General features: G+C 61.7%; 26 protein-coding genes, 1 tRNA gene and 1 pseudogene. 11 read left to right on the forward strand and 17 right to left on the reverse strand.

Features of this window, described 5'->3' with window-relative positions:
- Positions 1–49 precede the first annotated feature (49 nt).
- Positions 50–331, reverse strand: coding sequence for a hypothetical protein (locus tag DW136_RS10125; protein WP_233505715.1), 282 nt, complete (start codon positions 329–331; stop codon positions 50–52).
- Positions 332–359: 28 nt separating this feature from the next.
- Between DW136_RS10125 and DW136_RS10130 the strand changes: the two genes are divergently transcribed.
- The gene (locus DW136_RS10130) at positions 360–563 is read left to right on the forward strand and encodes a hypothetical protein (protein ID WP_233505716.1); all 204 of its coding nucleotides are present in this window, start codon (positions 360–362) and stop codon (positions 561–563) included.
- A gap of 12 nt (positions 564–575) precedes the next feature.
- Here DW136_RS10130 and DW136_RS10260 read toward each other — a convergent pair.
- Positions 576–698 (reverse strand): annotated as a pseudogene (locus tag DW136_RS10260) (hypothetical protein); the annotation flags it as partial.
- Positions 699–881: 183 nt separating this feature from the next.
- Here DW136_RS10260 and DW136_RS05110 point away from each other — a divergent pair.
- Positions 882–1,685: a hypothetical protein gene (locus DW136_RS05110; RefSeq protein WP_117629959.1), complete on the forward strand. Its 804-nt coding sequence runs from the start codon at positions 882–884 to the stop codon at positions 1,683–1,685.
- 12 nt (positions 1,686–1,697) lie between these two features.
- On the opposite strand, the gene DW136_RS05115 is transcribed toward DW136_RS05110, so the two are convergent.
- Positions 1,698–2,459 (reverse strand): metallophosphoesterase, encoded by a 762-nt coding sequence (locus tag DW136_RS05115; RefSeq protein ID WP_117629960.1) that lies wholly within the window; start codon positions 2,457–2,459, stop codon positions 1,698–1,700.
- A gap of 377 nt (positions 2,460–2,836) precedes the next feature.
- On the opposite strand from DW136_RS05115, the gene DW136_RS05120 reads away from it, so the two are divergent.
- The 3 genes from DW136_RS05120 to DW136_RS05130 are packed head-to-tail and all read left to right on the forward strand — an operon-like array spanning position 2,837 to position 5,462.
- Positions 2,837–3,379: a DUF4342 domain-containing protein gene (locus tag DW136_RS05120; protein ID WP_117790824.1), complete on the forward strand. Its 543-nt coding sequence runs from the start codon at positions 2,837–2,839 to the stop codon at positions 3,377–3,379.
- Positions 3,380–3,397: 18 nt separating this feature from the next.
- Positions 3,398–4,183 carry a response regulator transcription factor gene (locus DW136_RS05125; RefSeq protein ID WP_117640414.1) on the forward strand — a complete coding sequence of 262 codons (786 nt, stop codon included), beginning with the start codon at positions 3,398–3,400 and terminating at the stop codon, positions 4,181–4,183.
- Positions 4,167–5,462, forward strand: coding sequence for a cell wall metabolism sensor histidine kinase WalK (locus tag DW136_RS05130; RefSeq protein ID WP_117640415.1), 1,296 nt, complete (start codon positions 4,167–4,169; stop codon positions 5,460–5,462). Before DW136_RS05125 ends, DW136_RS05130 begins: the two co-directional genes overlap by 17 nt.
- A gap of 301 nt (positions 5,463–5,763) precedes the next feature.
- On the opposite strand, the gene DW136_RS05135 is transcribed toward DW136_RS05130, so the two are convergent.
- Positions 5,764–6,138: a VOC family protein gene (locus DW136_RS05135; protein WP_117640416.1), complete on the reverse strand. Its 375-nt coding sequence runs from the start codon at positions 6,136–6,138 to the stop codon at positions 5,764–5,766.
- Positions 6,139–6,149: 11 nt separating this feature from the next.
- Positions 6,150–6,437 carry a PTS sugar transporter subunit IIB gene (locus tag DW136_RS05140; protein WP_117640417.1) on the reverse strand — a complete coding sequence of 96 codons (288 nt, stop codon included), beginning with the start codon at positions 6,435–6,437 and terminating at the stop codon, positions 6,150–6,152.
- 163 nt (positions 6,438–6,600) lie between these two features.
- On the opposite strand from DW136_RS05140, the gene DW136_RS05145 reads away from it, so the two are divergent.
- The 3 genes from DW136_RS05145 (at position 6,601) to DW136_RS05155 (ending at position 9,115) form a co-directional block, all read left to right on the forward strand.
- Positions 6,601–7,224, forward strand: coding sequence for a hypothetical protein (locus DW136_RS05145; RefSeq protein WP_117716259.1), 624 nt, complete (start codon positions 6,601–6,603; stop codon positions 7,222–7,224).
- 31 nt (positions 7,225–7,255) lie between these two features.
- Positions 7,256–7,340, forward strand: a tRNA-Leu gene (locus tag DW136_RS05150).
- Between the two features lie 488 nt (positions 7,341–7,828).
- Positions 7,829–9,115: an ATP-binding protein gene (locus DW136_RS05155; protein WP_233508982.1), complete on the forward strand. Its 1,287-nt coding sequence runs from the start codon at positions 7,829–7,831 to the stop codon at positions 9,113–9,115.
- Between the two features lie 154 nt (positions 9,116–9,269).
- Here the strand turns inward: DW136_RS05155 and DW136_RS05160 are convergent, their stop codons facing one another.
- The 6 genes from DW136_RS05160 to larC form a co-directional block, all read right to left on the reverse strand.
- Entirely contained in the window at positions 9,270–10,271 is a 1,002-nt protein-coding gene (locus DW136_RS05160) for a hypothetical protein (RefSeq protein WP_118289220.1), read from the reverse strand.
- A gap of 20 nt (positions 10,272–10,291) precedes the next feature.
- Complete coding sequence (locus DW136_RS10135) at positions 10,292–11,053, reverse strand: hypothetical protein (protein ID WP_233502567.1); 762 nt, start codon at positions 11,051–11,053, stop codon at positions 10,292–10,294.
- A 194-nt stretch (positions 11,054–11,247) separates the two neighbouring features.
- Positions 11,248–12,537 carry a phosphopyruvate hydratase gene (gene eno, locus DW136_RS05170; RefSeq protein WP_117564903.1) on the reverse strand — a complete coding sequence of 430 codons (1,290 nt, stop codon included), beginning with the start codon at positions 12,535–12,537 and terminating at the stop codon, positions 11,248–11,250.
- Positions 12,538–12,725: 188 nt separating this feature from the next.
- Positions 12,726–13,586 (reverse strand): nucleoside triphosphate pyrophosphohydrolase, encoded by an 861-nt coding sequence (gene mazG, locus DW136_RS05175; RefSeq protein ID WP_118289221.1) that lies wholly within the window; start codon positions 13,584–13,586, stop codon positions 12,726–12,728.
- Between the two features lie 2 nt (positions 13,587–13,588).
- Positions 13,589–14,137 carry a phosphodiesterase gene (yfcE, locus tag DW136_RS05180; RefSeq protein WP_118289222.1) on the reverse strand — a complete coding sequence of 183 codons (549 nt, stop codon included), beginning with the start codon at positions 14,135–14,137 and terminating at the stop codon, positions 13,589–13,591.
- Positions 14,138–14,192: 55 nt separating this feature from the next.
- The gene (gene larC / locus DW136_RS05185) at positions 14,193–14,678 is read right to left on the reverse strand and encodes a nickel insertion protein (RefSeq protein WP_118289223.1); all 486 of its coding nucleotides are present in this window, start codon (positions 14,676–14,678) and stop codon (positions 14,193–14,195) included.
- Between the two features lie 382 nt (positions 14,679–15,060).
- Between larC and DW136_RS05190 the strand changes: the two genes are divergently transcribed.
- The 3 genes from DW136_RS05190 to DW136_RS05200 all read left to right on the forward strand — a co-directional run bounded on the left by DW136_RS05190 (position 15,061) and on the right by DW136_RS05200 (position 20,077).
- On the forward strand, positions 15,061–18,627 hold the full coding sequence (locus tag DW136_RS05190; RefSeq protein ID WP_118289224.1) for an ATP-binding cassette domain-containing protein: 3,567 nt from the start codon (positions 15,061–15,063) through the stop codon (positions 18,625–18,627).
- Positions 18,627–19,046: a nitrous oxide-stimulated promoter family protein gene (locus DW136_RS05195; RefSeq protein ID WP_118289225.1), complete on the forward strand. Its 420-nt coding sequence runs from the start codon at positions 18,627–18,629 to the stop codon at positions 19,044–19,046. The genes DW136_RS05190 and DW136_RS05195 overlap by 1 nt, the downstream gene beginning before the upstream one ends.
- Positions 19,047–19,165: 119 nt before the next feature.
- Positions 19,166–20,077: a PHP domain-containing protein gene (locus tag DW136_RS05200; RefSeq protein WP_118289226.1), complete on the forward strand. Its 912-nt coding sequence runs from the start codon at positions 19,166–19,168 to the stop codon at positions 20,075–20,077.
- A 27-nt stretch (positions 20,078–20,104) separates the two neighbouring features.
- Here the strand turns inward: DW136_RS05200 and hisE are convergent, their stop codons facing one another.
- From hisE to DW136_RS05230, 6 genes are all read right to left on the reverse strand, one after another.
- Positions 20,105–20,422, reverse strand: coding sequence for a phosphoribosyl-ATP diphosphatase (gene hisE / locus DW136_RS05205; protein ID WP_117583614.1), 318 nt, complete (start codon positions 20,420–20,422; stop codon positions 20,105–20,107).
- Positions 20,423–20,437: 15 nt separating this feature from the next.
- Positions 20,438–20,665, reverse strand: coding sequence for a hypothetical protein (locus DW136_RS05210; RefSeq protein ID WP_089573590.1), 228 nt, complete (start codon positions 20,663–20,665; stop codon positions 20,438–20,440).
- Positions 20,662–21,003 (reverse strand): phosphoribosyl-AMP cyclohydrolase, encoded by a 342-nt coding sequence (gene hisI, locus DW136_RS05215; RefSeq protein WP_118289227.1) that lies wholly within the window; start codon positions 21,001–21,003, stop codon positions 20,662–20,664. The genes DW136_RS05210 and hisI overlap by 4 nt, the downstream gene beginning before the upstream one ends.
- A 149-nt stretch (positions 21,004–21,152) precedes the next feature.
- Complete coding sequence (hisF, locus tag DW136_RS05220) at positions 21,153–21,935, reverse strand: imidazole glycerol phosphate synthase subunit HisF (protein WP_118289228.1); 783 nt, start codon at positions 21,933–21,935, stop codon at positions 21,153–21,155.
- A 3-nt stretch (positions 21,936–21,938) separates the two neighbouring features.
- Positions 21,939–22,682, reverse strand: a complete 744-nt coding sequence (locus tag DW136_RS05225) for a HisA/HisF-related TIM barrel protein (RefSeq protein ID WP_117817579.1) — start codon at positions 22,680–22,682, stop codon at positions 21,939–21,941.
- Positions 22,679–23,380 (reverse strand): imidazole glycerol phosphate synthase subunit HisH, encoded by a 702-nt coding sequence (locus tag DW136_RS05230; protein ID WP_233546541.1) that lies wholly within the window; start codon positions 23,378–23,380, stop codon positions 22,679–22,681. Before DW136_RS05230 ends, DW136_RS05225 begins: the two co-directional genes overlap by 4 nt.
- Between the last annotated feature and the right edge of the window lie 47 nt (positions 23,381–23,427).

Below are 23,427 nucleotides of genomic sequence, written 5' to 3' on the forward strand. Positions count from 1 at the left end.
TCTTCAATGCGGCAGGCGTTTTGTACTTCACCATGTCCTCTGTTTCACATTACCCGTTCAGTACCATCAGCAAAGGCATCATCAGTCCGCGCCGCTTGGCGGTTTTAGAGTTCTCCTTTACGAATTCTTTCAGCCGCTGTATATCGAGCCCTCGCCCAAGCGCATCGTTATAGGCATCGATAATTAATGAGGGGTCCTCGCAATCGAGGCAAAGATCGACAAGCGTGCGCTCGGGCTTGGTTACCGGCAGGCCGTCGAGCCAAACGATATCCCGCTCGGCAATCTCGCGCTTTACAAAAGAAAGGGAATCGTTTCTCGTATTGATGCGCATGGGCGCGGTCATCCTGTAGGGGGGACAGATGGAAATCGCCCATTTGCTGCAGGTTCGCCGCAGTCGTACCGCTCACGGCGATGCCATCCCACTGGCGTTTTCTCTCCCACGCGCACAGGGAGGGATTGGTGAGCTTCCAAAGAGCGTTGAGCTCGTCGGTGTCTCGGCGCTGCGCGCCCGACATCCGGTAGGCACCGTGGCATATCCGCTCAAGACGCCCCACGCGGCATGAGTGCGCCAGCGCATCTCGAGAAATGTCCATGCGAGCCGCCTGAGCCGTGGTGAACACGCCCTCGCTCTCGGAAAGCTCGCTTATCGCCGTTATGTTGCTAAAGTACTTCATGTTGCATTTGTAGGATATTTTCATACTTTTGCAACGTGATTTGCATAACGCACAGGCGCAGTGCCTTGCTTAATCTGTTCCTGCCGCAGCGCTGTCGTTGAGAGGCCATCATTTTCCTCCCCTGGGACCATGCTGGCACCCCTAGCCGCTACGACCGCAGGCATGCCTATAATGAGACATGTTTCCTGATGAGAAAGGAATCCAGATATGGACGAAGCCAAGCTCGCCGATTTGAACCACATCCAGGACTTTTTCAACCGTGTCGATAGCGTGCGCAACAGTGCATCCCCGACCAAAAAGTTTCATATCGATCATCCAATAGGAATAGGCGTCAAGAACTTCATTGGATGGTGCAACGATTCCTGCGAGATCGGTTCCGAAAGCAGTAATAGCGCAGACGATGCCGAGACGTTGGGCGAAGCCATAGTCGCTCTGAATCAGCTTGACAACAGTGAGCTCGCTGCAATGGAAGCCGCTCTCAGGGAAGACGTATGGGGCGATTGGTGTGGAACCGAATGGAGACAAGCGAAGCAGGCAAAAAGACTCGGACCGACAATTAACATAATGAAAAATCACCCGGAAAACGCGGCCTTCTATCTTGTGCTCAGACACCGCACCGATAAGCAAAAGCATTACCGCTTTTATTTTGACGACGATACAATTGCAGAAGTCGATGCCTTCAAGCCCTTTACCGACAGCGCGCATGACAATTTAAATCAGCAATGGCATGTGCTCATCTCCGTGCTCGCATACCTCGATGTCGCTCACGCTTTAAGCAGTGATCAGCACGAATACCATTGCCTGTATCAACATTTTAAATCGCGGGACATGGGCGATTTAAGTGCATTGCATCTACAGTTATTGTGTTCCCCTAACCAGCCTGAAAACAGGCGCATCAAGCTACAGCTTGTTAAACCGAAGACGGCCCCAAAGCCCTGGACAATAACATATCGCTCGGAAGCGATGAATGGTTGGCTTAAGGAAGCACTGCGTAGGTTGGCAGACAAATAATCGCCCGTCAACCTACTCCAGCCCTTGCCCGCTGTACTTCCCTGTCTCTGAGTCGTAGTTCAGCACGACGACCTCACCGTGCTGAACTACGTTCCCGTCAATGTAGAAATGGCTGGCTCCGTCATACCAGATACCGCGGTAGCCTGCGATGCCCGAAGCCGCTTCGGTATTGATGTGCCCGGCGATAACATCCAGGTAGAACTTACGCCCCACGTAATCGGGCGGCATCATGGTAAACGACTCGGCAGACGTGCCCATCTTCCAATACTCCCCGGCATCCTCTTCAATACCGGCGTGCACAAAAACCTGGCCGAAGGGGCTCTCGTAAAAATAAGGGAGCTTGCGGACCCACGCGATGATGTCCGCATGCTCGGCCTTCATGCTCTCGACCGTAAAGGCGTACGCTTCCTCGAACTCCCTGAGCCTCAACAGATGCTTAACGTGCTTGAATGCCTCGGCATCTAAGAAGCTCTTAGCCGTTGCCAGATTGCTGTCGGCAAGTATCCATGCCTGCGTGAAATTGGGATCGTTCACCTCGTCAATGTACTCAAGGAACATCCCCTCATGGTTGCCACGCAGTGCCACGACGCGATCGCCGTAACGTTTTTGCAGGTCCATGATGAGCTCAAAGACGCCAAGCGAATCGGGGCCTCGATCGCAGTAATCGCCAAGTAAGACCAGCTTGAAGTCCTGGGCATCGAGGTCGATGGTGGATAGCGATGCCTTAAAGGCGTCCAAACACCCGTGAATGTCACTCATAGCGTAGATATGCACCTATGACCCCCTGTTTGCGTCGGGACCCCGCTCGTTTGCGCCATACGGCACGGCGACCCCTCTGATTTCGCGGGCGGCAGGCAACTTTGCCCCGTCACGCCCTTAACGTTGGTAATAAGTATATCTCGCCGTGCGGACACAAATTTACCCTTACGCCCCGGGCGCCCGGCCCGCACTTGCCTCAAAGACTGCCTATGCCCACACCACCCAAAAACTCATCCAGCATTAATCTTGGCTCAAGAATCGCTTAATCTATAACCTGCACTATAGAGTTCGACCAAGGGCGGGGCGGCGCCGCGCGACGCAGGCCGCCGAACGCAACGCTCGCGCCCGGGCAGATCGCCCGACGTCGCGCCCATCGAACGAAAGGACAGGTCATGGACGACCTCGAAAAAGTTGAAACCATCCGCACCAAGTGCAACGTGAGCTACACCGATGCCAAGGCCGCGCTCGACGCCGCCGACGGCAACGTTCTGGATGCCATCATTTGGCTTGAGTCGCAGGGCAAGACCCAGACCACATCGGCGCATGCCGCCACCGAGTCCGCACCAGTCGATGAGCCCTCTGCCGAGATGGTCGCCGCGCAGGCCGCCTACGAAAAGTCGAGCGAAAAGACCGACTTCTCCAAGAAGATGGACAGCGTGTGGGAGTACCTCAAAAAGCTCTTCCGCCTGAGCCTGGACACCAAGTTTATCGCCACGCGCCGCGATGCGATCATCCTCAACATTCCCATCCTGATCCCCATCATCGCCTTGTTTGCCTGGGGCGCCACGATATGGTTGATGCTGCTTGGCCTGTTCTTTGGCATGCGCTACCGCATCGACAGCGACGGCGATGTGCCCGGCAGTATCAACAACCTTATGAATCACGCCGCCGACGCCGCAGACGACATCAAGCAAAATCTCAACGACGACAAGTAATCGCAGACGGGGGCACGTATGGCACGAATCCTGATTGTAGAGGACGAGGAGAAAATCGCCCGCTTTGTGACGCTCGAGCTGGAGCACGAGGGTTACCAGGTAGAGCACGCCGCCGACGGCCGCACCGCCGTGGACCTGGCGCTGGAGCGCGACTACGATCTGATTCTGCTCGACGTACTGTTGCCGCAGCTCAACGGTATGGAAGTGCTGCGGCGCATCCGCAAGCACAAGGATGTGCCGGTGATTATGGTCACCGCGCGCGATGCCGTGATGGACAAGGTGGCTGGGCTCGATGCCGGCGCCGACGATTACCTGACCAAGCCGTTTGCGATTGAGGAGCTGTTCGCACGGATCCGCGTGGCGTTGAAGCGCTCGGAGGCCATGCGGGCGGCTTCGGGCGTAGCTGGCGTCGGCGCCGGAGCGGGCATGGCGGGCGTCGCGGGCGAGAAGGCCACCGCGATGCCCCCGGCCAGCGACATGGCCCAGACCCCTGCCTCGCCCTCCCCTGCCACACTCACCGTGGGATCGGTTGCGCTCGACCCCGACCGCCGCGAAGTCACGGTCGGCGGCTCGCCCATCGCGCTCACGGCCCGCGAGTTCGACGTCCTCGCCCTGCTTATGGCGCACGCCGGCACCGTGCTCACGCGCGAGCGCATCGCGCATGAGGCGCTAGGCTACGACTACGTGGGCGATACCAACAACGTCGATGTGCACATCGCACATTTGCGCGCCAAGATCGAAGACGCTGGCGGCGCCCGCATCATCCAGACCGTGCGCGGGGTGGGCTATGTCTGCCGCGCATAACGCCGAGGCCAAGCGCGTCACCTCCATCGCCCGCGCCATCAACTGGGGCTATATGTGGCGCCGCTTGATGAGCTACGTCTGGCTCGATCTGTTGCTGATGGTGATTGCGGCGGCGATCCTCGTCTATGGATACAACCAGACGCTGCCCGACAGCGCGTTTACCGCAGGCTGGATTCCCGGCGCCACCGTTCACGGCATGTCGCTGACGCCCGCACGCGGCTGGGACCTGACAACGCTCACCTATACCGTCGAGTTTGCGCGTACCACCAAGACCTTCCCCCTCGCGCAGGACCTCGTCGCGCTATGGCCTCTCTACCTTGTCGTTATGGGTTGGCAGGTCATCAGCGTGCTCAACATGCTCGGCGGCGCCCGCCGCGTGCGCCGCACCATGGCGCCGCTCAACGACCTTGCCTTGCGCGTGGACGAGCTCGGCCGTATGCAGCTCTCCGGCGGCAAGATGGAAACGCTGGAACAGGCCATCGAGCGCGCAAGCGTCGACTCGCCGAGCGTCACCACCGGCGACGCCGACCTGGCAAGCATCGAGGTCGCACTCAACCGCCTGCTGCGCCAGATGCAAGAGGCCAAGCTGCAGCAGATGCGCTTTGTCAACGATGCGAGCCACGAGCTGCGCACGCCCATCGCGGTGATTCAGGGCTACGTGAACATGCTCGACCGCTGGGGCAAAGACGACCCGGACGTGCTGGCAGAATCCATCACCTCGCTCAAAGCCGAAAGCGAGCATATGCAGGAGCTCGTGGAACAGCTGCTGTTTTTGGCACGCGGCGATGCCGGTCGCACCGTGCTGCGGCGCGCGAATACCAACCTGGCTGCACTGGTCGGCGAGGTTTGCGAAGAATCACAGATGATCGATGCCGGGCACACGTATCGACTGGCCTTTGACGCTGCGCTTGTCAGCGACTCGCGCTGCGATGCGTCCGTCGATGTGGCGCTTGTAAAGCAGGCTCTTCGCGTGATCGTGCAGAATGCCGCCAAGTACTCGGATGCGGGAACGCCCATCTCGTTTGGCGTAGCGCCGGATGCGGGCATGGGCACGATCGACATAAGCGTTGAGGACGAGGGTATCGGCATGAACCAGGAATCCGCAGCTCACGCGTTCGAGCGGTTCTACCGCGCCGACAACGCGCGCGATGCCGGCGCGCAGGGCTCGGGTCTGGGGCTTGCCATTGCCAAGTGGATCGTCGATAGCCATGGCGGTGTCATCGGTGTGACCTCGGTCGAAGGGGTCGGCAGCCGCTTTACGATTCGCCTGCCACGGTAGGGATGCCCCCTCGTGGATCGAGGTCTAATACTTTTCCCGAGAAGTGAACGACCATATTCGGACCCCCGAAGCATCCGCATTTTTCGGCCGCAAAATCGCAGGATTCCAGCATCGAAACTGCAGGAAACGATGCCCTTAAAGTGTCGATGCTTCGGGGGGGGGGCTGATTTGTCTCGTTCACTTCTCGGAAAAGTATTAGACTTCGGTTTTTTGACCGTTGCAAAAGTCGATCCCTCGGCATAAATAAAGGGATAAGGCCATACGGCCCTATCCCTTTTTGCTAACTAAAGCAGCTCGTGCGCTACTCGCGGCACAGGTGCACGGCGAAGCCGGCGAACTCGCGCTTAAAGTACACGAGCTTGGTGCTACCGTCGGGCAGCAGCGCGCGCGACTCCTCGTTGACCTCGAGCCCGCGCTCGGCAAACCACTTCTCGGCCGCATCGATGTCGTTGACGGCAAAGCCAATGTGGCCCTTGGTGCCACGACCGTTCTGCTTCATAACCTCGACCAGCGAATCGTTAAAGTACGAAACCGGGGTCTCGATAACGGGCAGGCCCATCATCGTCGAGAACAGCTCCGCGATCTCCAAGGCGTCTGCCGGGTCGGCAGCGTTAATGCCCACATGGGCAACGCGCATACCAAAGAGCTCTACCGGATTGGCGTTCTGCTCACTCATGCAGGCAGCGCCTACTGAGCCATGACGTCAAGAACGGCCTTCTCGGCGGCAACGCGGTTCATGCCGGTCATGAAGGGCACGCCGCTCACGTACGGGCAGGTGAGGCCCTCGGGGGCAACGGTGGTGGCGATCAGCAGGTCGGCGCCCTCGTCGCAAGCGTCCTTGGCCTCGGAGATGGCGCACTGCACGATCTCATACTTGTCGGCGTAACCGTTGGCGTCGAGCAGGGTGGCGACCTTCTGGGCAACGAGCGTGGAAGTAGCAGCGCCAGCACCGCAAGCCAAAACGATTTTCTTCATAGGTAATGTCTCCCTTCATGGTTTACTTTAGGTAAGTGTACCGCAGCGAGCGATGGCACTCGGCCTCGATGAGCTTTTATGCCAGTTTGCTTGCGCGCTGCGTATAATACATCCAGTACGTGTTGTCATACCGCTCGCTTTATGAGCGACTAAGGACCCTAATATGCCCGATTCCCGCACACTCTGGACCGCCGTCGTTATCATCTGTATCGCCGTGTCGGTGTTCTTTAGCATCAAAAAACGCACCACGTTTAAGCGCCTGCAGCAGTTGATGGCTGCCAAACAGTGGGACGAGTTCGATCGTTTGCTCGACGGCAAACTCACCAGCATGCTGTACCCGCGCTACAACCGCGACTACCTGCGCCTGAACTCCTATCTGTTGCGCGAGGACCACGAACACGCCAACGAGATGTTCGACCTGTTGCTGGGACTCAACCTGCCCAAGATGCAGCGCGTCGACCTGGTGATCAAAGCCTTTAACTACTACGTTGGCCAGGAGGACCGCAAAAAGTCCAAGGAGTTGCTGCACGAGATCAAGGGCTTTGAGGGCGGTCAGGCCGAGGCAGTCACACACGAATGCCAGCTGATGTACGACACGATGATCCTCAAGCGCCACAACGACATTCCCGAGCTGGAGCGCATGCTCGAAGAGGCCGGTGACGACAAGGTCAAGAGCTGCCGCCTGGAATACCTGCTGGCCCTGCAGTACAAGAACAAGGGCGACGAGGCCAAGTTTGCCGAGTACTTGGAAAAGTCGGGCCAGCACTCGATGGCTGTCAACGCGTAACGGGCGGCTTGTGCTAGACTTCTAGTCTCACGGGGGCGTGGCGGAATTGGCATACGCAGGAGACTTAAAATCTCTCGCCGCAAGGATTGTGGGTTCGAGTCCCACCGCCCCTACCATTGGCTTTTACGGGCCCGTATCTCCCAGGGATGCGGGCCCGTTTCTTTTGCACGCCGGTGGGGCTCGAACCCGCGAGGGGGCGAGCGTTAAGCAAACGCGGAGCGTTTGTAGCGAGCCGGCGAGGGCGCCGGCAGGCGACCGAGGCCGGTGCGTATTTGCTGCGCAAATTCGCAGACGTCCCACCGCCCCTACCACGCATTGTTTACGAGCCCGTGTCCCCCGGAGACGCGGGCTCGTTTCTTGTGGATGCCGACACGGATGATAAGTTGCGGTGGAATAGTTCCTGTTTTGACTGGTTACCAGCTCATTTAAGAACTTTTTCACCGCAACTTAGATTGGCACTCCCACATTTTTCGATGGAAAAACGTGGTTGTCTCGCACATTTTCCGATGGAAAAACGTGGTTGTCTCGCACATTTTCCGATGGAAACGCCCAAATGGTCTTATACTAGCCGAGAGGGTTGGGAGGCAATATGCAACGACAGCTTATGAGTGAACTTATCGCTTGGAAATCAAGGGCGAATCGCAAACCTCTCTTGCTTAAGGGAGCCCGCCAGACAGGAAAGACTTGGCTTCTTAACGAATTCGCAAGCCAGCAGTATCGAAGCGTCATTCGTTTTGACTTTATGCTCGAGCCGAGCACACGCTCGCTGTTCGATGGGGACCTCGACCCCAAGCGCATCATCTCCCAGATAGAGCTCCTACGTGGCCAAACCGTAACGCCGACAGACACGCTCATCATCTTCGACGAGATCCAAGAGGCGCCACGCGGGATCACCTCGCTCAAGTACTTCAACGAGCTTGCACCCGAATACCACATCGTAGCAGCCGGTTCCTATATGGGCCTCGCGCTCCGACGCGAAAACGAGTCATTTCCCGTCGGCAAAATCGACCAGCTCACCATGCGTCCCATGGGGTTTGCCGAGTTCGTTCGCGCCGTCGACGGCAACCCGCTCGCCGACGCCATCCTTGCCGCAGACATGAACCTTCTAGCAAACGTCACCGAAAAGCTCGTGCACTTGCTCAAGGAATACCTTGTTGTCGGTGGTATGCCCGAAGTTGTCTCCGCTTTCGCCGAGACACGCGACTTCATTGAAGCCCGAAGGCTTCAGCAGCAAATCATCGAGGCTTACGAATCCGATTTTGGCAAACATGCACCCGCCCGCATCGTCGAGCGCATGAGGTTGGTTTGGAAATCCCTTCCCGGCCAGCTTGCCAAGGAGAACAAGAAGTTTGTCTATGGCGCCCTTCGCCCTGGAGCGCGCGCACGCGATTTTGAGGAAAGCCTCCAGTGGCTCACGGACTACGGAATCGTTCATAAGGCGCCACGTGTTTCCGCTCTAAAGGCACCGCTCTCGAGCTACGAAGACCTCTCGGGCTTCAAACTGTTCTGCATCGACACCGGCATCCTCGGAGCGCTCTCCGGTCTCTCTCCGGCCATCGTTCTTAACGGATCCGCTGTTTTTACCGAGTTCAAAGGTTCGCTGACCGAACAATACGTCGCGCAGGAGCTTTTGCTCCAAGACAAAACTCCCGTGTATTGGTCCTCTACCTCTGGCAATGCCGAAACCGACTTTGCCATCGACCATGCGGGAACCGTGCTTCCGCTTGAGGTCAAGGCGGCAGAGAACCTTAAAGCGAAGAGTCTGAAAATAGCCTGCGAAAAATTCAAACTCGAGCGTTGCGTGAGGAGCTCTCTGGCGGCATATAGAGACGAGGACACGCTCGTCAATATTCCGCTTTGGGAAATTGGGCAAATCGACAAACTGGCATAAAGGCTGCGGAGGCGCTCAGCAAGGACTGTCCCCAGGTGCCGGCAGAAAAAAACGTCCCTAGGTGCCGGCTGTTGAGTTGCGGTGGAATAGGGACTGGTTGGGGCCCGAAAGGGCGATTTTAGTCCGCATTTCACCGCAACTTATGAGGGGATGGTTAAAGGGCGCTCAGGCTCGGGGTCCAGGCGATGGTGGGAGTCGCGCCGTCGAGAACCTCGTTGATGGCGGCGGCCATGCCGGCGAGGAGGCTGTTCTCGCTTACGGTGAGCGCATCGTAGCCACCGGCGCGCATGAGCTCGCGAATCACCACGGCGCCGGCCAGAATCACGCCCGCGCGTTTGGGCTGTACACCCGGTAGCGCGGCGATACCCTCCACATCCAGCGCGGACATACGCTCGATGGCAGCCAAAACCTGCTCCATCGAAAGCTCGCGCAGGTGCACAAAGCTCGAATCATACGGCTCCAGCTCGTGAACGAGTGCCACGAGCGTGGTGACGGTGCCGCCCACCGCAACGAGGCGTTCGGCGCGCTCAAAGTCGCTGGGCAGGCCTTTAAAATAGGCGGAGAACTGCTCGCCTGCCCACGCGGCAGCGGCAGCAAGCTCGCCATCCGCGGGCGGCAACGCGGAGAAAAAGCGCTCCGTCACGCGACGGCAACCGATGTCCAGCGAGCGCGTTCCCTCCAGCGCAAAGACACCGCGCTCCGGAGCGTATACGCCCGTCGCGAGTTCCGTGGACCCGCCGCCCGAATCCGCGACGATGATGCGCTCGCCGGCAAAGTCGTGCGCCACGCCAAAAAACGTCAGGCGCGCCTCGACCTCGCCCGGAATCACCTGTGGTTCGAGCCCCAACTCGCGCAGGCCGTCCAACAGCAACGCGGCATTGGACGCATCGCGCGCGGCACTCGTGCACGTGGTGCAGACGCACACGGCCCCAAAGGCGCGCGCCTCGTCCACAAACGTACGGCACGCAGCGAGCACACGCTCAACGGCCGCCTCGCAAAAGCGGCCCGTCGCGTCCACGCCCTCGCCCAGGTCGGTAATCTCGGTATGCTTGGACGATTCCACGATCGCCCCGGCCTCGACCTGCGCCAGCACCAGTCGCGACGACACCGTTCCCAGGTCGATCGCGGCTACCTTATAGCGTTTGCAATTTGTCATTGCGGGCTCCCCTCCGGGCGCTATTTGCCGTTGGACACGACCGTCTGGCCCTCGACGCCGTTAAACCCAAACAGCATGTCGAGCGCCTGGATGTACCACGGCGCGTCCTTGCCGACTTCTTCGATTTCCTTGGCCACTTCGCTGGCCTTCTTGGCGTTTGAGGACTTTTTGCTCGACGACGAGTCCGAATCGTCGTCCAAGCCCAGCACGTCAATCTTCTTCTCGCCGGGCATCACCAGGCCCAGGTCCTCGGACGCCGCGTCCTTGATACCCTCCTCCGAGAGCAGCTTGTCGACGCTTTTTTGCAGCTCATCATTGTATTGCTGGCGAATCTCGACCTGCTTGGCCAAGATATCGCTCGAACGCTTTGCCACGTACAGGTCGCGCACGGGGAAATACAGGCTCACGAGCACCAGCGCCACCACGACACCGATAAACAGCGGACGCAGAGAGCCATGCGTAAAGTCATAGATCGCCTTGACCACCGCGTTGTCGTTGGCGTAGCGCATAAAGTCCGAGCCCGAAAAACGGTTCGAGGGCCTGCTCGATTTGTCGTGTGCCTGAGTCGAGGGACGCGACGTATGCGACGAACGTGCCGGGCGCACCGGTCCATCTGTCGAAGTATTCACTTGAGCATTGGGGCGCGAGGTACTTGTCGGGCGCTGCACGGGGCGGTCGACGCCGGCGTAGGCGGGCCCACCGAGCTGCACCGTGCGTGCACGGCGAGGCGACGGCTCGCGTGAACCGGCGGAATAGTACCTGTTGTCGTAAATCTGATCCATGTGCGCCTTGTGCGGTTGAGGTTTGTTTGCGCTAAGTCCTTTAGTTATAGCACGAGCGCCCGCACCGCCTTCGCCAGCCTTTGCTCGACATAAAAAAGGCGCTGAGCCATATGGCCCAGCGCCCATAGCGCTTTGCGACATCCAGCCAAGGCGGGGCGGAACCGAGTCAGCCCCGCCCCCGCACACGCCGCTGCCTAGCGAATGTTGTAGAACGCGGCCTTGCCGGCGTAGCGCGCGCTGCCCTCAAGCTCGTCCTCGATGCGGATGAGCTGGTTGTACTTGGCGATACGGTCGCTGCGGCACGGGGCGCCCGACTTGATCTGGCCGGCGTTGACGCCCACGACCAGGTCGGCGATCGTGGAGTCCTCGGTCTCGCCGGAGCGGTGGCTCACGATGCAGGCGTAACCGGCCTCCTTGGCGGTCTCGATGGCCTCGAGTGACTCGGTGAGCGTGCCGATCTGGTTGACCTTGACCAGAATCGCGTTGGCGGCACCCAGCTCGATGCCCTTCTTGAGGCGCTCGGTGTTGGTGACAAACAGGTCGTCGCCCACCAGCTGCACCTTGTTGCCAATGCGACGGGTGAGCTCAACCCAGCCGTCCCAGTCTTCCTCGGCCATGCCGTCCTCGATGGAGATGATGGGATAGGTGTCGACAAGCTTCTCCCAGTAATCAACCATCTGGGCACTCGTGTACTCCACGCCCTCGCCCTTGAGCTCATACATACCGGTCTCAGCGTTGTAGAACTCGGTGGACGCCGGATCCATGGCGTACATGAAGTCGACGCCGGGCTTAAAGCCAGCCTTCTCGACGGCCTTGGTGATGTACTCGAACGGCTCGGCATTGGTCTTGAGGTTGGGCGCAAAGCCGCCCTCGTCGCCCACGCCGCCGCCCAGGCCGGCCTCGTGCAGCACGCCCTTGAGGGTGTGGTAGACCTCGGCGCACCAACGCAGGCCCTCGGCAAAGCTCGGGGCGCCCACCGGCATGATCATGAACTCCTGGAAGTCAACGTTGTTGTCGGCATGCACGCCGCCGTTGAGGATATTCATCATAGGTGTGGGCAGCAGGTGGGCGTTGACGCCACCCAGGTACTGGTACAGCGACAGGCCCGCCGACTCGGCGGCGGCGCGGGCAACGGCCAGCGACACGCCCAGGATGGCGTTGGCACCGAGCTTGGTCTTGTTGGGGGTACCGTCCGCGGCAATCAGCGCGGCATCGACGGCGCGCTGGTCGAAGGCATCGAGGCCCACGACGGCGTTAGCGCACTCGTTGTTGACGTGCTCGACGGCCTGCGAGACGCCCTTGCCCAGGTAGCGACCCTTGTCGCCGTCGCGCAGCTCGCATGCCTCAAAGGCGCCGGTCGAAGCGCCCGAAGGCACCATCGCGCGGCCGAAGCTGCCGTCCTCGAGCACGACCTCGACCTCGACGGTGGGATTGCCGCGGCTGTCGAGCACCTCGCGACCGTAGACATCCAAAATATCGCTCATGTTGTCTCCCTCTCACTTGGAAACGGGTTGAATGCTTGGCGACACGGCTTGCACGCTACAGTGGCGCGCAGGTTCATAAGTTAGCCTTATCGCACTTTTTGCATTATGCCCTAAGTTAGCCAAGGGATACAATCTTTTTGAAAAATAATGGGGGCGATGAGAAAGTCCGTCCCGTCGCCCCCGCAGTCTTACTCCTCTGCCTTTGCGGCATCCCAGAGGTCATTGAGGCCGTGGGTCGAAAGCTCGGCCAGATCCACGTGGGCGTCGGCCGCCATCTGCTCCATCGCGGCCCAGCGGCGGCGGAACTTTGCCGTGCTGGCACGCAGGGCGCTCTCGGCGTCGATTCCCTCCTTGCGCGCAACGTTGACCAGAGCAAAGAGCAGGTCGCCAAACTCCATCTCGCGCTCGGGCGAGCCGGGAGCCTCGGCCTCAAACTCGGCACGCTCCTCAGCGACCTCGTCCCACACGTCCTGGACCGTCTCCCACTCAAAGCCCACGGCAGCCGCCTTGCGCGACACCTTCTGAGCCTGCATCAGCGCCGGCAGGTGCGTGGGCACACCGTCGAGCAGACCCTCGGGTGCGGCCCCGCCTGCCGCCACGGCCTGGTCTTTGGCGGCCTTCTCGGCAAGCTTGACCTCGTCCCAAATCTTGAGCACCTCGTCGGAGTTGTCGGCATCCGCATCGCCAAACACGTGCGGGTGACGACGGATGAGCTTGGCGTCGATATCGCGCGCCACATCGGCCAGCGAAAACTCGCCGGCATCCGCCGCAATCTGCGCATGCAGTACGACCTGCATGAGCACGTCGCCCAACTCCTCGCGCAGGTGTGCCGCGTCGTCGGCCTCGATGCAGTCGAGCGCCTCGTAGGCTTCCTCGATCATGTTCTTGCCAATGCTGCGGTGCGTCTGCTCGCGGTCCCACGGGCAGCCGTCGGGCTGACGCAGGCGCCAGATGGTCTGCACCAGATGCTGCAGCTCGGCCGACGCGTCTACCAGCGTGGACAGGTCGCGCGAACCCTCGGCATTTTGCTGAGCCATATGCTCGGCCATGGTTAGTCCTCCCCCATGATCACATGGCGGAACGCGCCGCCCTCGTAGACGCCGTAGCTATGTGTGCCGTCCTTGGGGATGCTCACGCTGCCGGGATTGAAGAGCCACAGACCCGGGTGCGCGGCGCTTTCCTCGTTAACCTTGATGTGCGTATGGCCGTAGACGAGCGCGGAGCCCTCGGGCAGCGCGGGCGCGTGGTCAACGCTGTTATGCATGCCGGCGCCAAAGACGTGGCCGTGCGTCAGGAACAGTTCACGTCCGGTCTCGTCGAATAGTGTGGCGTAGTCAGCCATGACGGGGAAGTCGAGGACCATCTGGTCGACCTCGGCGTCGCAGTTGCCGCGCACCGCGATGATGCGGTCGGCCAGGGCGTTGAGCAGCGGAATCACGCGTTTGGGGGCGTAGTCGCGCGGCAGGTCGTTACGCGGGCCGTGGTAGAGCAGGTCGCCCAGCAGCACAATGCGGTCGGGCTGTTCGGATTCGATGGCAGTGCAGAGGCGCTCGGCCCAGTATGCCGAGCCATGGATGTCGGAAGCGATGAGGTATTTCATGGGGAGTCCTTTCGGTGGGGTTAATTGGATTGGCGCGGCGCGTCACTCGCCCGCATCACTCAAATCGCAACGCCGCGGCTTGGGCCGCTTGCATCACGCGTTGGAGCGGCACGTTGTGCTCGCGGGCAAGGCGAGCACAGTCCTCGTACTCGGGAGCCGCACGTTCACTGCCATCGGGCAGGGTCGCCACCTTAACGGATACCTCGCCCCAAGGCGTTGTCACCTGCTCGAATCGGCGCGGCAGGCAAACGCGTTCCATCACCTGGCGACGAATGGCGTTGGTCGTGGTCTCCAAAAAGATAATCGTCTGCAGGCGCTCGATATCCTCGTGTGAGCAGATCACCTGCAACTGCCAGCCGGGGCGGCCTTTTTTGCAGTAGAGGGGCAGCCAGTGCACCTCGCGGGCGCCGGCCTCGCGCAGGCGGTCAGCGGCATAGGCGAGTACCTCGGGCGACGCATCATCGATGTCGCACTCCAGCTTGACGATGGTTTCGGGCGCATCGGTCTCGCGGGACAGCGGAGATGTACTTCCACGTTGCATACGGTCCGGATCCTTTCCGCACGGGCTCGTTTTATTCACCCAAACGCTAGCACATCGAACGTGGCACAGGCGTGACTTTCGTCCGTCGTCGCCCTTGCCCCTATCCAAACATGTACGTCAGCCTCCAAACATGTCATTTTTTGTCGGTTTTGGAGGCTGACGTACACGTTTTGGAGCGGGCCGCACACGATCAAAATTGCGCCCGCATTCCGTCCACCACAAAGTTCGCCGCACTCAACAATTTTGAACTTTCTACGCAGTTCATCGGCTAAAAATTACCCTCGGCATACTTACCCGCTGCACGATGTTACTCTAGTTGCATTTGGCTAACTAAGCGGCTGCCGAGGACCCAGCCCGGCACCGTTACGGCATAGGAGGTTTCATGTTCGAGAAGCGGCTCTTCTCCCTGGTTCCGCAGGCAACGCCCTACATTGTGGCGAGCGTCCTGTTTAAATGGATCGCGCTGATGGCAAACATCACGGTGATGTGGATCCTCGCGCGCATTCTGGGCGGCATCGTTGCCGGCGGACTGCCGGCTGCACTCGCCGTCGACGCGCTTGCGCAGGCAACTCCGCCGCTCGCCGGCGCCATCATCGTGCGCGCCGCCGCCATCTATCTGGCGCAGCGTTCCGGTGACAAGGCCGCCTTCAAAGCCGTCCGCCGCGTGCGCTCGCTCGTCTACGACAAGCTCACCGCACTCGGCCCCTCCTACACCGAGACCGTCCCCACCGCCGAGGCCGTCCAGACCAGCGTCGAGGGCGCCACGCAACTCCAGGTGTACTTTGGCGGTTACCTGCCGCAGCTCTTCTTTGCCGGCTTGGCACCCATCACGCTGTTTGTACTGCTCGTGGGCCAGGCGGGTCTTCCCGCCGCGCTGCTGCTCGCCTGCGTTCCGGTCATCCCCGTCTCCATTATGATGGTCATGCGCAACGCCAAAAAGATCGGTGCCGAGTACTGGGGCAGCTATGTCGATCTTGGCGGCATGTTCCTGGAGGCCGTGCAGGGTCTCACCACCCTTAAGGTCTACCAGGCCGATCGCAGCTGGCACGAGCGCATCAACGCCGAGTCCGAGCGTTTCCGCACAGCGACCATGCGCCTGCTGGTGATGCAGCTGCGCTCCATTTGCGTTATGGACCTGGTCGTCTATATGGGCGCCGCGCTCGGCATTATCGTAGCCGCGCTGCAGCTCGCCACGGGCAAGATCGGCTTTGAGGCTGCCTTCCTCATCGTCTTTCTGTCGCAGGAGTTCTTTTTGCCTATGCGCCGCCTGGGATCGCTGTTCCACACGGCCATGAACGGCATGGCCGCCTCGCGCCGCATGTTTGGCATTTTGGATACGCCCGAGCCCGAGCGCGGCGATGTTGAGCTTGATGGTCGCGGCGATATCGAGCTCGCGGGCGTGAGCTATGCATACGGCGACCGCACGGTGCTGGACAGCGCCAGCGCGACCATTGCGCACGGCTCGCTCGTGGCACTCGTGGGCGAAAGCGGCGGCGGCAAGTCCACGCTCGCGGGGATTATCGCGGGCCGCAAGGGTGCCTACCGTGGCAGCGTTCGCATTGGCGGCGTCGAGCTGCGCGATGCCACGGCCGCCTCACTCATGCGCGCCGTCACCCTGGTGCCCACCAACGGCTACCTGTTTGCCGGCACCCTGCGCGACAACCTGCTGCTCGCCCAGCCCAACGCCACCGACGCCGAGCTTTTGCGCGCGCTCGACCGCACGCGCGTGGCGGCCTTTGTGCAGGCCAACGGCGGGCTCGACATGATAATTAACGAGGGCGGCACCAACCTTTCGGGCGGCCAGCGCCAGCGCGTGTGCATGGCACGCGCCCTGCTGCACAACTCGCCCATCTATGTGTTTGACGAGGCGACGAGCAATGTGGACGCCGCAAGCGAAGCCGCAATCGGCGAGGTCATTGCATCGCTCGCCGGCGGGCACACTGTAATTGTGGTGGCACACCGCCTGTCGACAATCGTGGACGCCGACCAGATTCTGGTGCTGGAACGCGGCCGCATTGCCGAGCACGGGACTCACGGCGAGCTCTTGGCCGCCGTGGGCGCCTATGCGCGCATGTGGAACAGCCAGGAGCAGCTCTCGGCATATGCGTATGCAGAGGGTGATGCCGAGGATGCCGGCGCGGTTGAGGCTGTTGACGGCAGCATCACCTGTACCGATGGCCTCAACGGTGCTGGCTCGTCTTCCGCTGCCGCGGCGCCTGACTCCGGCCGCGCCCGTCGCTCGGCGCCGTCCATCATGTGGCGCATGATGGGGCTCGTCCGACCGCTTGCCGGCTGGCTTGTGCTAGCCGTCGCGCTAGGCAGCATCGGCATGCTCACCGCCGCGTTCGTGCCGGCCTTTGGCGCCCTTGGCCTTATGGCCGCGCTGGGCCGCAACGCCTTGGGGCTTGGTCTTATCGCAGCATGCGCGGCCTGCGCCGCCTGCGGCATCGCGCGCGGGCCGCTCCACTACGGCGAGCAGCTCTGCAACCATTACATCGCATTCCGTCTGCTCGCACACATTCGCGACCTGGTGTTTGGCGCCCTGCGCCAGCTCGCCCCCGCCAAGCTCGAGGGCCGCGGCAAGGGCGAGCTCGTGAGCCTGGTCACCTCGGATATCGAGCTGCTCGAGGTCTTCTACGCGCACACCATCTCGCCCATTGCCATCGCACTGGTCTGCACCGTTGTGTTTGAGGGCTTTTTGCTGGCTGTGAGCCCCGAGCTCGCGGGCATCGCGCTCGTGGCCTACGCGGTCCTGGGCGTGCTGCTGCCCCTGATCTCGGCCAAGGCATGCGGCACCACCGGTCGCCAGAGCCGCGAGGGCGCCGGTAAGCTGGGCGCCTTTGTGCTCGACAGTCTGCGCGGCGCGTCCGAGACTATCCAGTTTGCCGGTGGCGCCGATCGCAGCCGGGCCCTGGGCAAGCTGACCGAGCAAGTCGGCGCCGTGGACGCGCGCCTCAAGCGCCGCCAGACGGCCAGCGAGGCCGTAGCCGATGCGCTTATTCTTGCGGCCAATCTGGTGATGCTCGGGCGTGCGCTGCAGCTGGTGTCTGCGGGAACGATTGATTTTGCCGCAGCGTTTGTCGCCGTCTTTACCTTTGTGTCGTCGTTTGGCTCGGTGATGGCCGTGAGCCGCCTGGGCGCCTCACTGCAGGAGACGCTCGCCTCGGGCGCACGCGTGCTCGATCTGCTCGACGAGCAGCCCCAGTGCGCCGAGGTCTCCGACGGACAGGACGTTGGGTTTGCCGGCGCCGCAGCCGAGCATGTGGGCTTTAGCTATGCGGGCGGCGTGGACGCGGGCGGTGCCGACACCACAGAGCAGGCCGCGAACAACCCCGCCTCGAGTCTCATCCTCGACGACGTGACCTGCACCTTTGCGCCCGGCACCATGACCTGCATCATGGGACGCTCGGGCTCGGGCAAGTCGACGCTGCTCAAGCTGCTCATGCGCTTTTGGGACCCCGCAGCCGGCACCATCACGGTGAGCGGCGTCGATGCCCGCCACATCAACACGGCGAGCCTGCGCAGCCACGAGGCCTATATGACCCAGGACACGCATCTGTTCTGCGGCACCGTACGCGAGAACCTGCTGGTCGCGCACGCCAACGCCACCGATACCGAGCTGCTCGACGCTTGCCGCTCCGCCTCACTCACCACGCTCATCGACCGTCTGCCACAGGGATTCGACACGCCCGTTGCCGAACTGGGCGACTCGCTTTCGGGCGGCGAGCGCCAGCGCATCGGCCTTGCGCGCATCTTCCTCAACGACGCACCCTTCATCTTGCTCGACGAACCCACCAGCGCGCTCGATGCCCTCAACGAGGCGTCCGTGATGCAGGCAATCGACGAGCTCAAGCGCCGCGGCAAGACCATTGTGCTCGTAAGCCACCGTGCCAGCACCTGCGCGTTTGCCGATTTCTCGCTTTCGGTCGAGCACGGGAGGCTGAGCTAATGGCGCGCCCAGTCGACACACCGGAGCTGGCACGCAAACGTGAGCGCGAGGCCCAAATGGTGTCGCAGATGATTGCGCTGTGGTGTCGTGGGCATCATGGCAGCGAGCATGCGGTCAAACAGGCTGGCGACGATGAGCCCGTGCGCGTGAAGCTCGGCCTTCGAACCATTACGCTTTGCCCCGAATGCGCCGAGCTGCAGAAATACGCCGCCGCGCGCATTGAGCACTGCCCGCACATGGGCACCAAGACATTTTGCTCGGCCTGTCCTTCGCATTGTTACCGGCCTGCCATGCGCGAGAAGATCCGCGAGGTCATGCGCTGGTCGGGACCGCGTATGATCCGCTATCGCCCCATCACCGCCGTGCGGCACGCGATTATAACCGTGCAGTCCAAACGAGCGGCGACACGAAGCAAGTAGTCGCCGGCGCCGGCACGCGCTGCCTGCCCTTTCCAGTCGGTTTCGACTTGCAGCGTTCCCGCCGCGCCGAGGCTGCGCCATTACAATGGAACGGATTCGCCAAATGCAAAGGAGTCGCCATGTCCGCCTGCCCGCTGGTCGATTGCCATACCCACACCTCGTTTTCGGATGGCCATGCCTCGTTTGAGGACAACGTCCGCGCCGCTGCTGCGGCCGGCTGCCGCGTCATGGTCTCGACTGACCACCTCACCCTGCCCGCCAGCATGGACGCCAACTGCGAAGTGCAGGTTGTCGAGGACGACCTGACGGCGCATCGCCTGGCATTTGAGGACGCCCGCAAGCTTGCCGCGCAAATCGCGCCGGAGCTCGAGCTTATCTATGGCTTTGAATGCGATTGGTACGAGGGCTGCGAACCCTTGGTTGAGCGCTGGTCCCAGGGCGCCGTGGTGCGCTTGGGCAGCGTGCATTGGATTGGCGACCCGGGCGATATCATGGCCGGCGCCGCGGGCACGGCGGGAACGGAGAGCGTCACTCGTCCCGATACGCCCGATTCGCTTAGTGGCTGGATCGACGACGATACCAACCTGCATGTTTGGGAAAACTTAGGCGTACGCGGCGTATGGGAACACTACGTCGACGACTGGTGCCGTGCTTGCGAAAGCTCGCTTAACTTTGACGTGATGGCCCACCCCGACCTGGTCATGCGTTTTTCGAAGGAGGGCTTTGCGCCCGATTTTGACCCGGCGCCGTTTTGGGGGCAGATGGCCGAGTGCGTGCACGATACGGGTCGCCGCGTTGAGGTCTCGACCGCCGCACCGCGCAAAGGCCTCGATGACTACTATCCCGCGACCGGATTGCTGCGTTGCTTTGCCCACGCCGAGGTGCCGATCACTTTTGGCTCGGACGCGCACCGCGCCTGCGACATCTGCTGGAACATTCGCGAGGCTCAGGCCCACGCCTACGACTGCGGTTATCGAACCTTCGACATCCCCCACGCCACCAGCGAATGGGAGTCCACGCCCCTCGCCTAACTAGTCGTTTAAGAACGTCCCCAATGACTAGTGGCGGCGGGCGTTGAGTTCGCCGGCCAGCTCGTCGAGGGTAATGCCGTAGCGCTCGAGCGTCACGAGCAGGTGGTAGATCAGGTCGCCGGCCTCGTAGCGAATGTGATCGTGGTCGTTATCCTTGCAGGCCATGATCACCTCGCTCGCCTCCTCGGCAAGCTTCTTGAGCAGCTCGTCCTCGACGTCGGTCAGCAGACGCGCGGTATAGCTCTCCTGCGGCGATGCGTCGCGACGACCGTGAATCACCTCGGCCAGTCCCGTCAGCGTCTCACCGATGTTTCCCGGCTGCACGTTAGCTGTTCTGACTCCCATGGTTATTTCCTCTCGTTACTGCAGCGTAAAGTAGGTACCGGCCTCATCGAACCGAGGCTTTGCGCCCTTTTTCTCAAAGAACTCGACGATGACGGCATGGGCCTCATCGAGCCTTTCCTTCTCGGCCTCGAGCCAAAGCGACTGCGCCCCGCAGGCATCAGTCAGGTGCACGCGGCATGGCACGCCCGCGCGGAGGAGCTCGGTGTTGCATTCGGCGACCTCGAACGGCGTCACGACTTTCATCGCACTCCCCCTTCCACGCGCTTAAAGAAGCAGGTACGGTTGCCGGTATGGCAGGCCGGGCCCGGTGAGTCCACCTTGACCAGCAGCGTATCGCTATCGCAGTCGGCCCAGAGCTCCTTGACCTCCTGCATGTTGCCACTCGTCGCGCCCTTGTTCCAGAGCTCCTGACGGCTGCGACTCCAAAACCACGTGGTCCCGGTCTTGAGCGTCAGCCCCACCGATTCCTCGTTCATCCAAGCAACCATAAGCACCTCACCGGTGTCATGCTGCTGAACCACGCAAGGAATCAGCCCGCGGGCGTCGTATTTAAGATCAGCAGCTTCTACTACCTCAGTCATCATTCCTCCCAAGTAATAACAGTAAGCCCCACAGGTCGGCGAGGGTTGCCCAGGTGCCCGAGATTCCGAGCGACAAGCCCGACGACGCGTACTTTGGTACGCGAGGAGGGTTGGAGCCGGAAGGTCGGGTGCCTGGGCAAGCCGCAGCGCTAGAAATCCAATCTCATGGGAATACCTTGAGATGCCATGTATTCCTTAACCTGGCGAATGCTGAAAGTTCCAAAGTGAAAGACGCTCGCCGCCAGCACAGCATCGGCCTCGCCCTCGATCACACCCTCGGCAAAATGCTCGAGCGTGCCCACGCCACCGCTCGCAATGACGGGGATTGGCACCGCACGTGCCACGGCGCGGGTGAGCGCCAGGTCAAAGCCGGCCTTGGTGCCGTCGCGATCCATGCTGGTAAGCAAGATCTCGCCAGCGCCGCGACGAGCGGCCTCCTCGGCCCATGCCACCGCGTCGATGCCCGTGGCGTTGCGACCTCCGGCCGTGAAGACCTCCCACTTGTCGGCACCGGATGCGCCGGGCAGGCCGACACGTTTGGCATCGATCGCCACGACCACGGCCTGGCTGCCAAACGCCGCGGCAGCCTGGCTAATCAGCGACGGGTCGCGCACAGCCGCCGAATTGAGCGACACCTTGTCGGCACCGGCTGCAACCATGGTGCGCATGCCCGCCAGGTCGCGAAAGCCGCCGCCCACGGTATAGGGAATGGCCAGCTCCTCGGCCGCATGCGCCGCCATCTCGATAGTCGTCGCACGGTTGTCACTTGTGGCGGTAATGTCCAGGAACACGACCTCGTCCGCGCCCTCGCGATCGTAAGCGCGGGCAAGCTCCACCGGATCGCCCGCATCGCGCAGGCTCACAAAGTTGACGCCCTTGACCACGCGGCCGTCCTTAACATCCAGACAGGGAATCACGCGCTTGGTAAGCATGGGCTACTCCTCCCCTCGGGCAGCGGCCAACGCCTGTACCAGCGTAAAGTTGCCCTCGTAGAGCGCACGGCCGGTGATGGCACCTTCAATCGCGCCCTCGCCCACCGCGGCCAGCGCGCGGATGTCGTCGAGCGTCGAGATGCCGCCCGAAGCCACGACGGGAAATCCCGCGACCTCGGCCACATGGCGATATGCTGCCACGTCGATGCCCGTCTGCATACCGTCGCGCGCGATATCGGTATACACCAGATGTTTAAAGCCCAGCTCCGTGAGCTGCGCCACGGCATCGTCGAGCGCCACACCCGCACCGTCGCGCCAACCGTTCACCTTGACCTGGCCGTCACGGGCGGCAATATCTGCCACCAGCAGCTCGCCAAAGCCTTGGGCCGCCACCTCGGCAAATCCCGGCTCGGTCACGAGCACCGTGCCTAGCGCGATGCGACGCGCGCCGTAGCCGGCCAGCTCGTCGATGCGCGCGAGCGAGCGAACGCCGCCGCCCACGTCCACCGACAGACCGTCGACGCCGCAGATGGCCTCGATCGCCGCCGAGTTGGCAGCGCACGCGTCCTCGTCCTCGCCAAAGGCAGCGGACAGGTCGACGACGTGCACCCAGCTCGCACCCTGCTCGGCAAAGGAGCGAGCAACGGCCACGGGGTCGTCGGAATATACCTTGCAGCGGCTGCGGTCGCCGCGCTCCAGGCGCACAACCTTGCCGCCGATCAGATCGATTGCGGGAAACAGGATCATCGGCCAACCTCCTCGACGATGTTGACGAAGTTCTTAAGAATGCGCTGACCAAGCGCGGAGGATTTCTCGGGATGGAACTGACAGCCCCACACGTTGCCATGACGCGCGATGCACGGGAAGCTCCGCGTGTAGTGCGTGCGCGCCAAAACATCAGCGGCATCGGCGTCGTCGGCCACCGCGTAGCTGTGAGTGAAATACATGTTGGCGCCCTCGGCAAAACCGGCAAGCAACGGATCGGCCGCACCGGCGGGCGTCATGCGCACCTGGTCCCAGCCCACGTGCGGGACCTTCAGACGGCTCGACTCCAGGTGCGTGCACGAGCCACGCATGATGCCCAGGCCATCGACCCAGGGACCACCGGCCTGCTCGGAGGCATCGTCGTCCGCGTCCGCGTCCTCGTTCGCAGGCACGCCCTCGTTGCCGCGCTCAAAAAACAGCTGAAGGCCCAGGCAGATGCCGAGCAGCGGAGTTCCGGCGGCAACGGCATCGAGCACGGCCACCTCCTCGCCGCTCTGACGCATAAAGGCGATCGCGTCATAGAACGCACCCACGCCCGGGATGACCAGGCCGTCGGCGTTGCGGATCTGCTCCGGATCGTCCGACGTGCAGGCGGCAGCACCGGCGCGCGCAAGCCCGCGCACGACGCTCGACAAGTTGCCCTTGTGGTAGTCGACCACCACGATCTTCGGTTCGCCCACGCGACCCCTCCACTTCTCATCATCCAAAACCACCACAAAGAGGACAG

The sequence above is a fragment of the Collinsella sp. AM12-1 genome, assembly GCF_003472325.1.
Classification (GTDB): Bacteria; Actinomycetota; Coriobacteriia; order Coriobacteriales; family Coriobacteriaceae; genus Collinsella.

Excerpts from the sequence above, each read along its gene's own strand:
- DW136_RS10125 (WP_233505715.1), bottom strand. The coding sequence starts at position 331 with ATGCGCATCAATACGAGAAACGATTCCCTTTCTTTTGTAAAGCGCGAG.
- DW136_RS10130 (WP_233505716.1), top strand. The coding sequence starts at position 360 with ATGGAAATCGCCCATTTGCTGCAGGTTCGCCGCAGTCGTACCGCTCAC.
- DW136_RS05110 (WP_117629959.1), top strand. The coding sequence starts at position 882 with ATGGACGAAGCCAAGCTCGCCGATTTGAACCACATCCAGGACTTTTTC.
- DW136_RS05120 (WP_117790824.1), top strand. The coding sequence starts at position 2,837 with ATGGACGACCTCGAAAAAGTTGAAACCATCCGCACCAAGTGCAACGTG.
- DW136_RS05125 (WP_117640414.1), top strand. The coding sequence starts at position 3,398 with ATGGCACGAATCCTGATTGTAGAGGACGAGGAGAAAATCGCCCGCTTT.
- DW136_RS05130 (WP_117640415.1), top strand. The coding sequence starts at position 4,167 with ATGTCTGCCGCGCATAACGCCGAGGCCAAGCGCGTCACCTCCATCGCC.
- DW136_RS05135 (WP_117640416.1), bottom strand. The coding sequence starts at position 6,138 with ATGAGTGAGCAGAACGCCAATCCGGTAGAGCTCTTTGGTATGCGCGTT.
- DW136_RS05140 (WP_117640417.1), bottom strand. The coding sequence starts at position 6,437 with ATGAAGAAAATCGTTTTGGCTTGCGGTGCTGGCGCTGCTACTTCCACG.
- DW136_RS05145 (WP_117716259.1), top strand. The coding sequence starts at position 6,601 with ATGCCCGATTCCCGCACACTCTGGACCGCCGTCGTTATCATCTGTATC.
- DW136_RS05155 (WP_233508982.1), top strand. The coding sequence starts at position 7,829 with ATGAGTGAACTTATCGCTTGGAAATCAAGGGCGAATCGCAAACCTCTC.
- DW136_RS05160 (WP_118289220.1), bottom strand. The coding sequence starts at position 10,271 with ATGACAAATTGCAAACGCTATAAGGTAGCCGCGATCGACCTGGGAACG.
- DW136_RS10135 (WP_233502567.1), bottom strand. The coding sequence starts at position 11,053 with ATGGATCAGATTTACGACAACAGGTACTATTCCGCCGGTTCACGCGAG.
- eno (WP_117564903.1), bottom strand. The coding sequence starts at position 12,537 with ATGAGCGATATTTTGGATGTCTACGGTCGCGAGGTGCTCGACAGCCGC.
- mazG (WP_118289221.1), bottom strand. The coding sequence starts at position 13,586 with ATGGCCGAGCATATGGCTCAGCAAAATGCCGAGGGTTCGCGCGACCTG.
- yfcE (WP_118289222.1), bottom strand. The coding sequence starts at position 14,137 with ATGAAATACCTCATCGCTTCCGACATCCATGGCTCGGCATACTGGGCC.
- larC (WP_118289223.1), bottom strand. The coding sequence starts at position 14,678 with ATGCAACGTGGAAGTACATCTCCGCTGTCCCGCGAGACCGATGCGCCC.
- DW136_RS05190 (WP_118289224.1), top strand. The coding sequence starts at position 15,061 with ATGTTCGAGAAGCGGCTCTTCTCCCTGGTTCCGCAGGCAACGCCCTAC.
- DW136_RS05195 (WP_118289225.1), top strand. The coding sequence starts at position 18,627 with ATGGCGCGCCCAGTCGACACACCGGAGCTGGCACGCAAACGTGAGCGC.
- DW136_RS05200 (WP_118289226.1), top strand. The coding sequence starts at position 19,166 with ATGTCCGCCTGCCCGCTGGTCGATTGCCATACCCACACCTCGTTTTCG.
- hisE (WP_117583614.1), bottom strand. The coding sequence starts at position 20,422 with ATGGGAGTCAGAACAGCTAACGTGCAGCCGGGAAACATCGGTGAGACG.
- DW136_RS05210 (WP_089573590.1), bottom strand. The coding sequence starts at position 20,665 with ATGAAAGTCGTGACGCCGTTCGAGGTCGCCGAATGCAACACCGAGCTC.
- hisI (WP_118289227.1), bottom strand. The coding sequence starts at position 21,003 with ATGACTGAGGTAGTAGAAGCTGCTGATCTTAAATACGACGCCCGCGGG.
- hisF (WP_118289228.1), bottom strand. The coding sequence starts at position 21,935 with ATGCTTACCAAGCGCGTGATTCCCTGTCTGGATGTTAAGGACGGCCGC.
- DW136_RS05225 (WP_117817579.1), bottom strand. The coding sequence starts at position 22,682 with ATGATCCTGTTTCCCGCAATCGATCTGATCGGCGGCAAGGTTGTGCGC.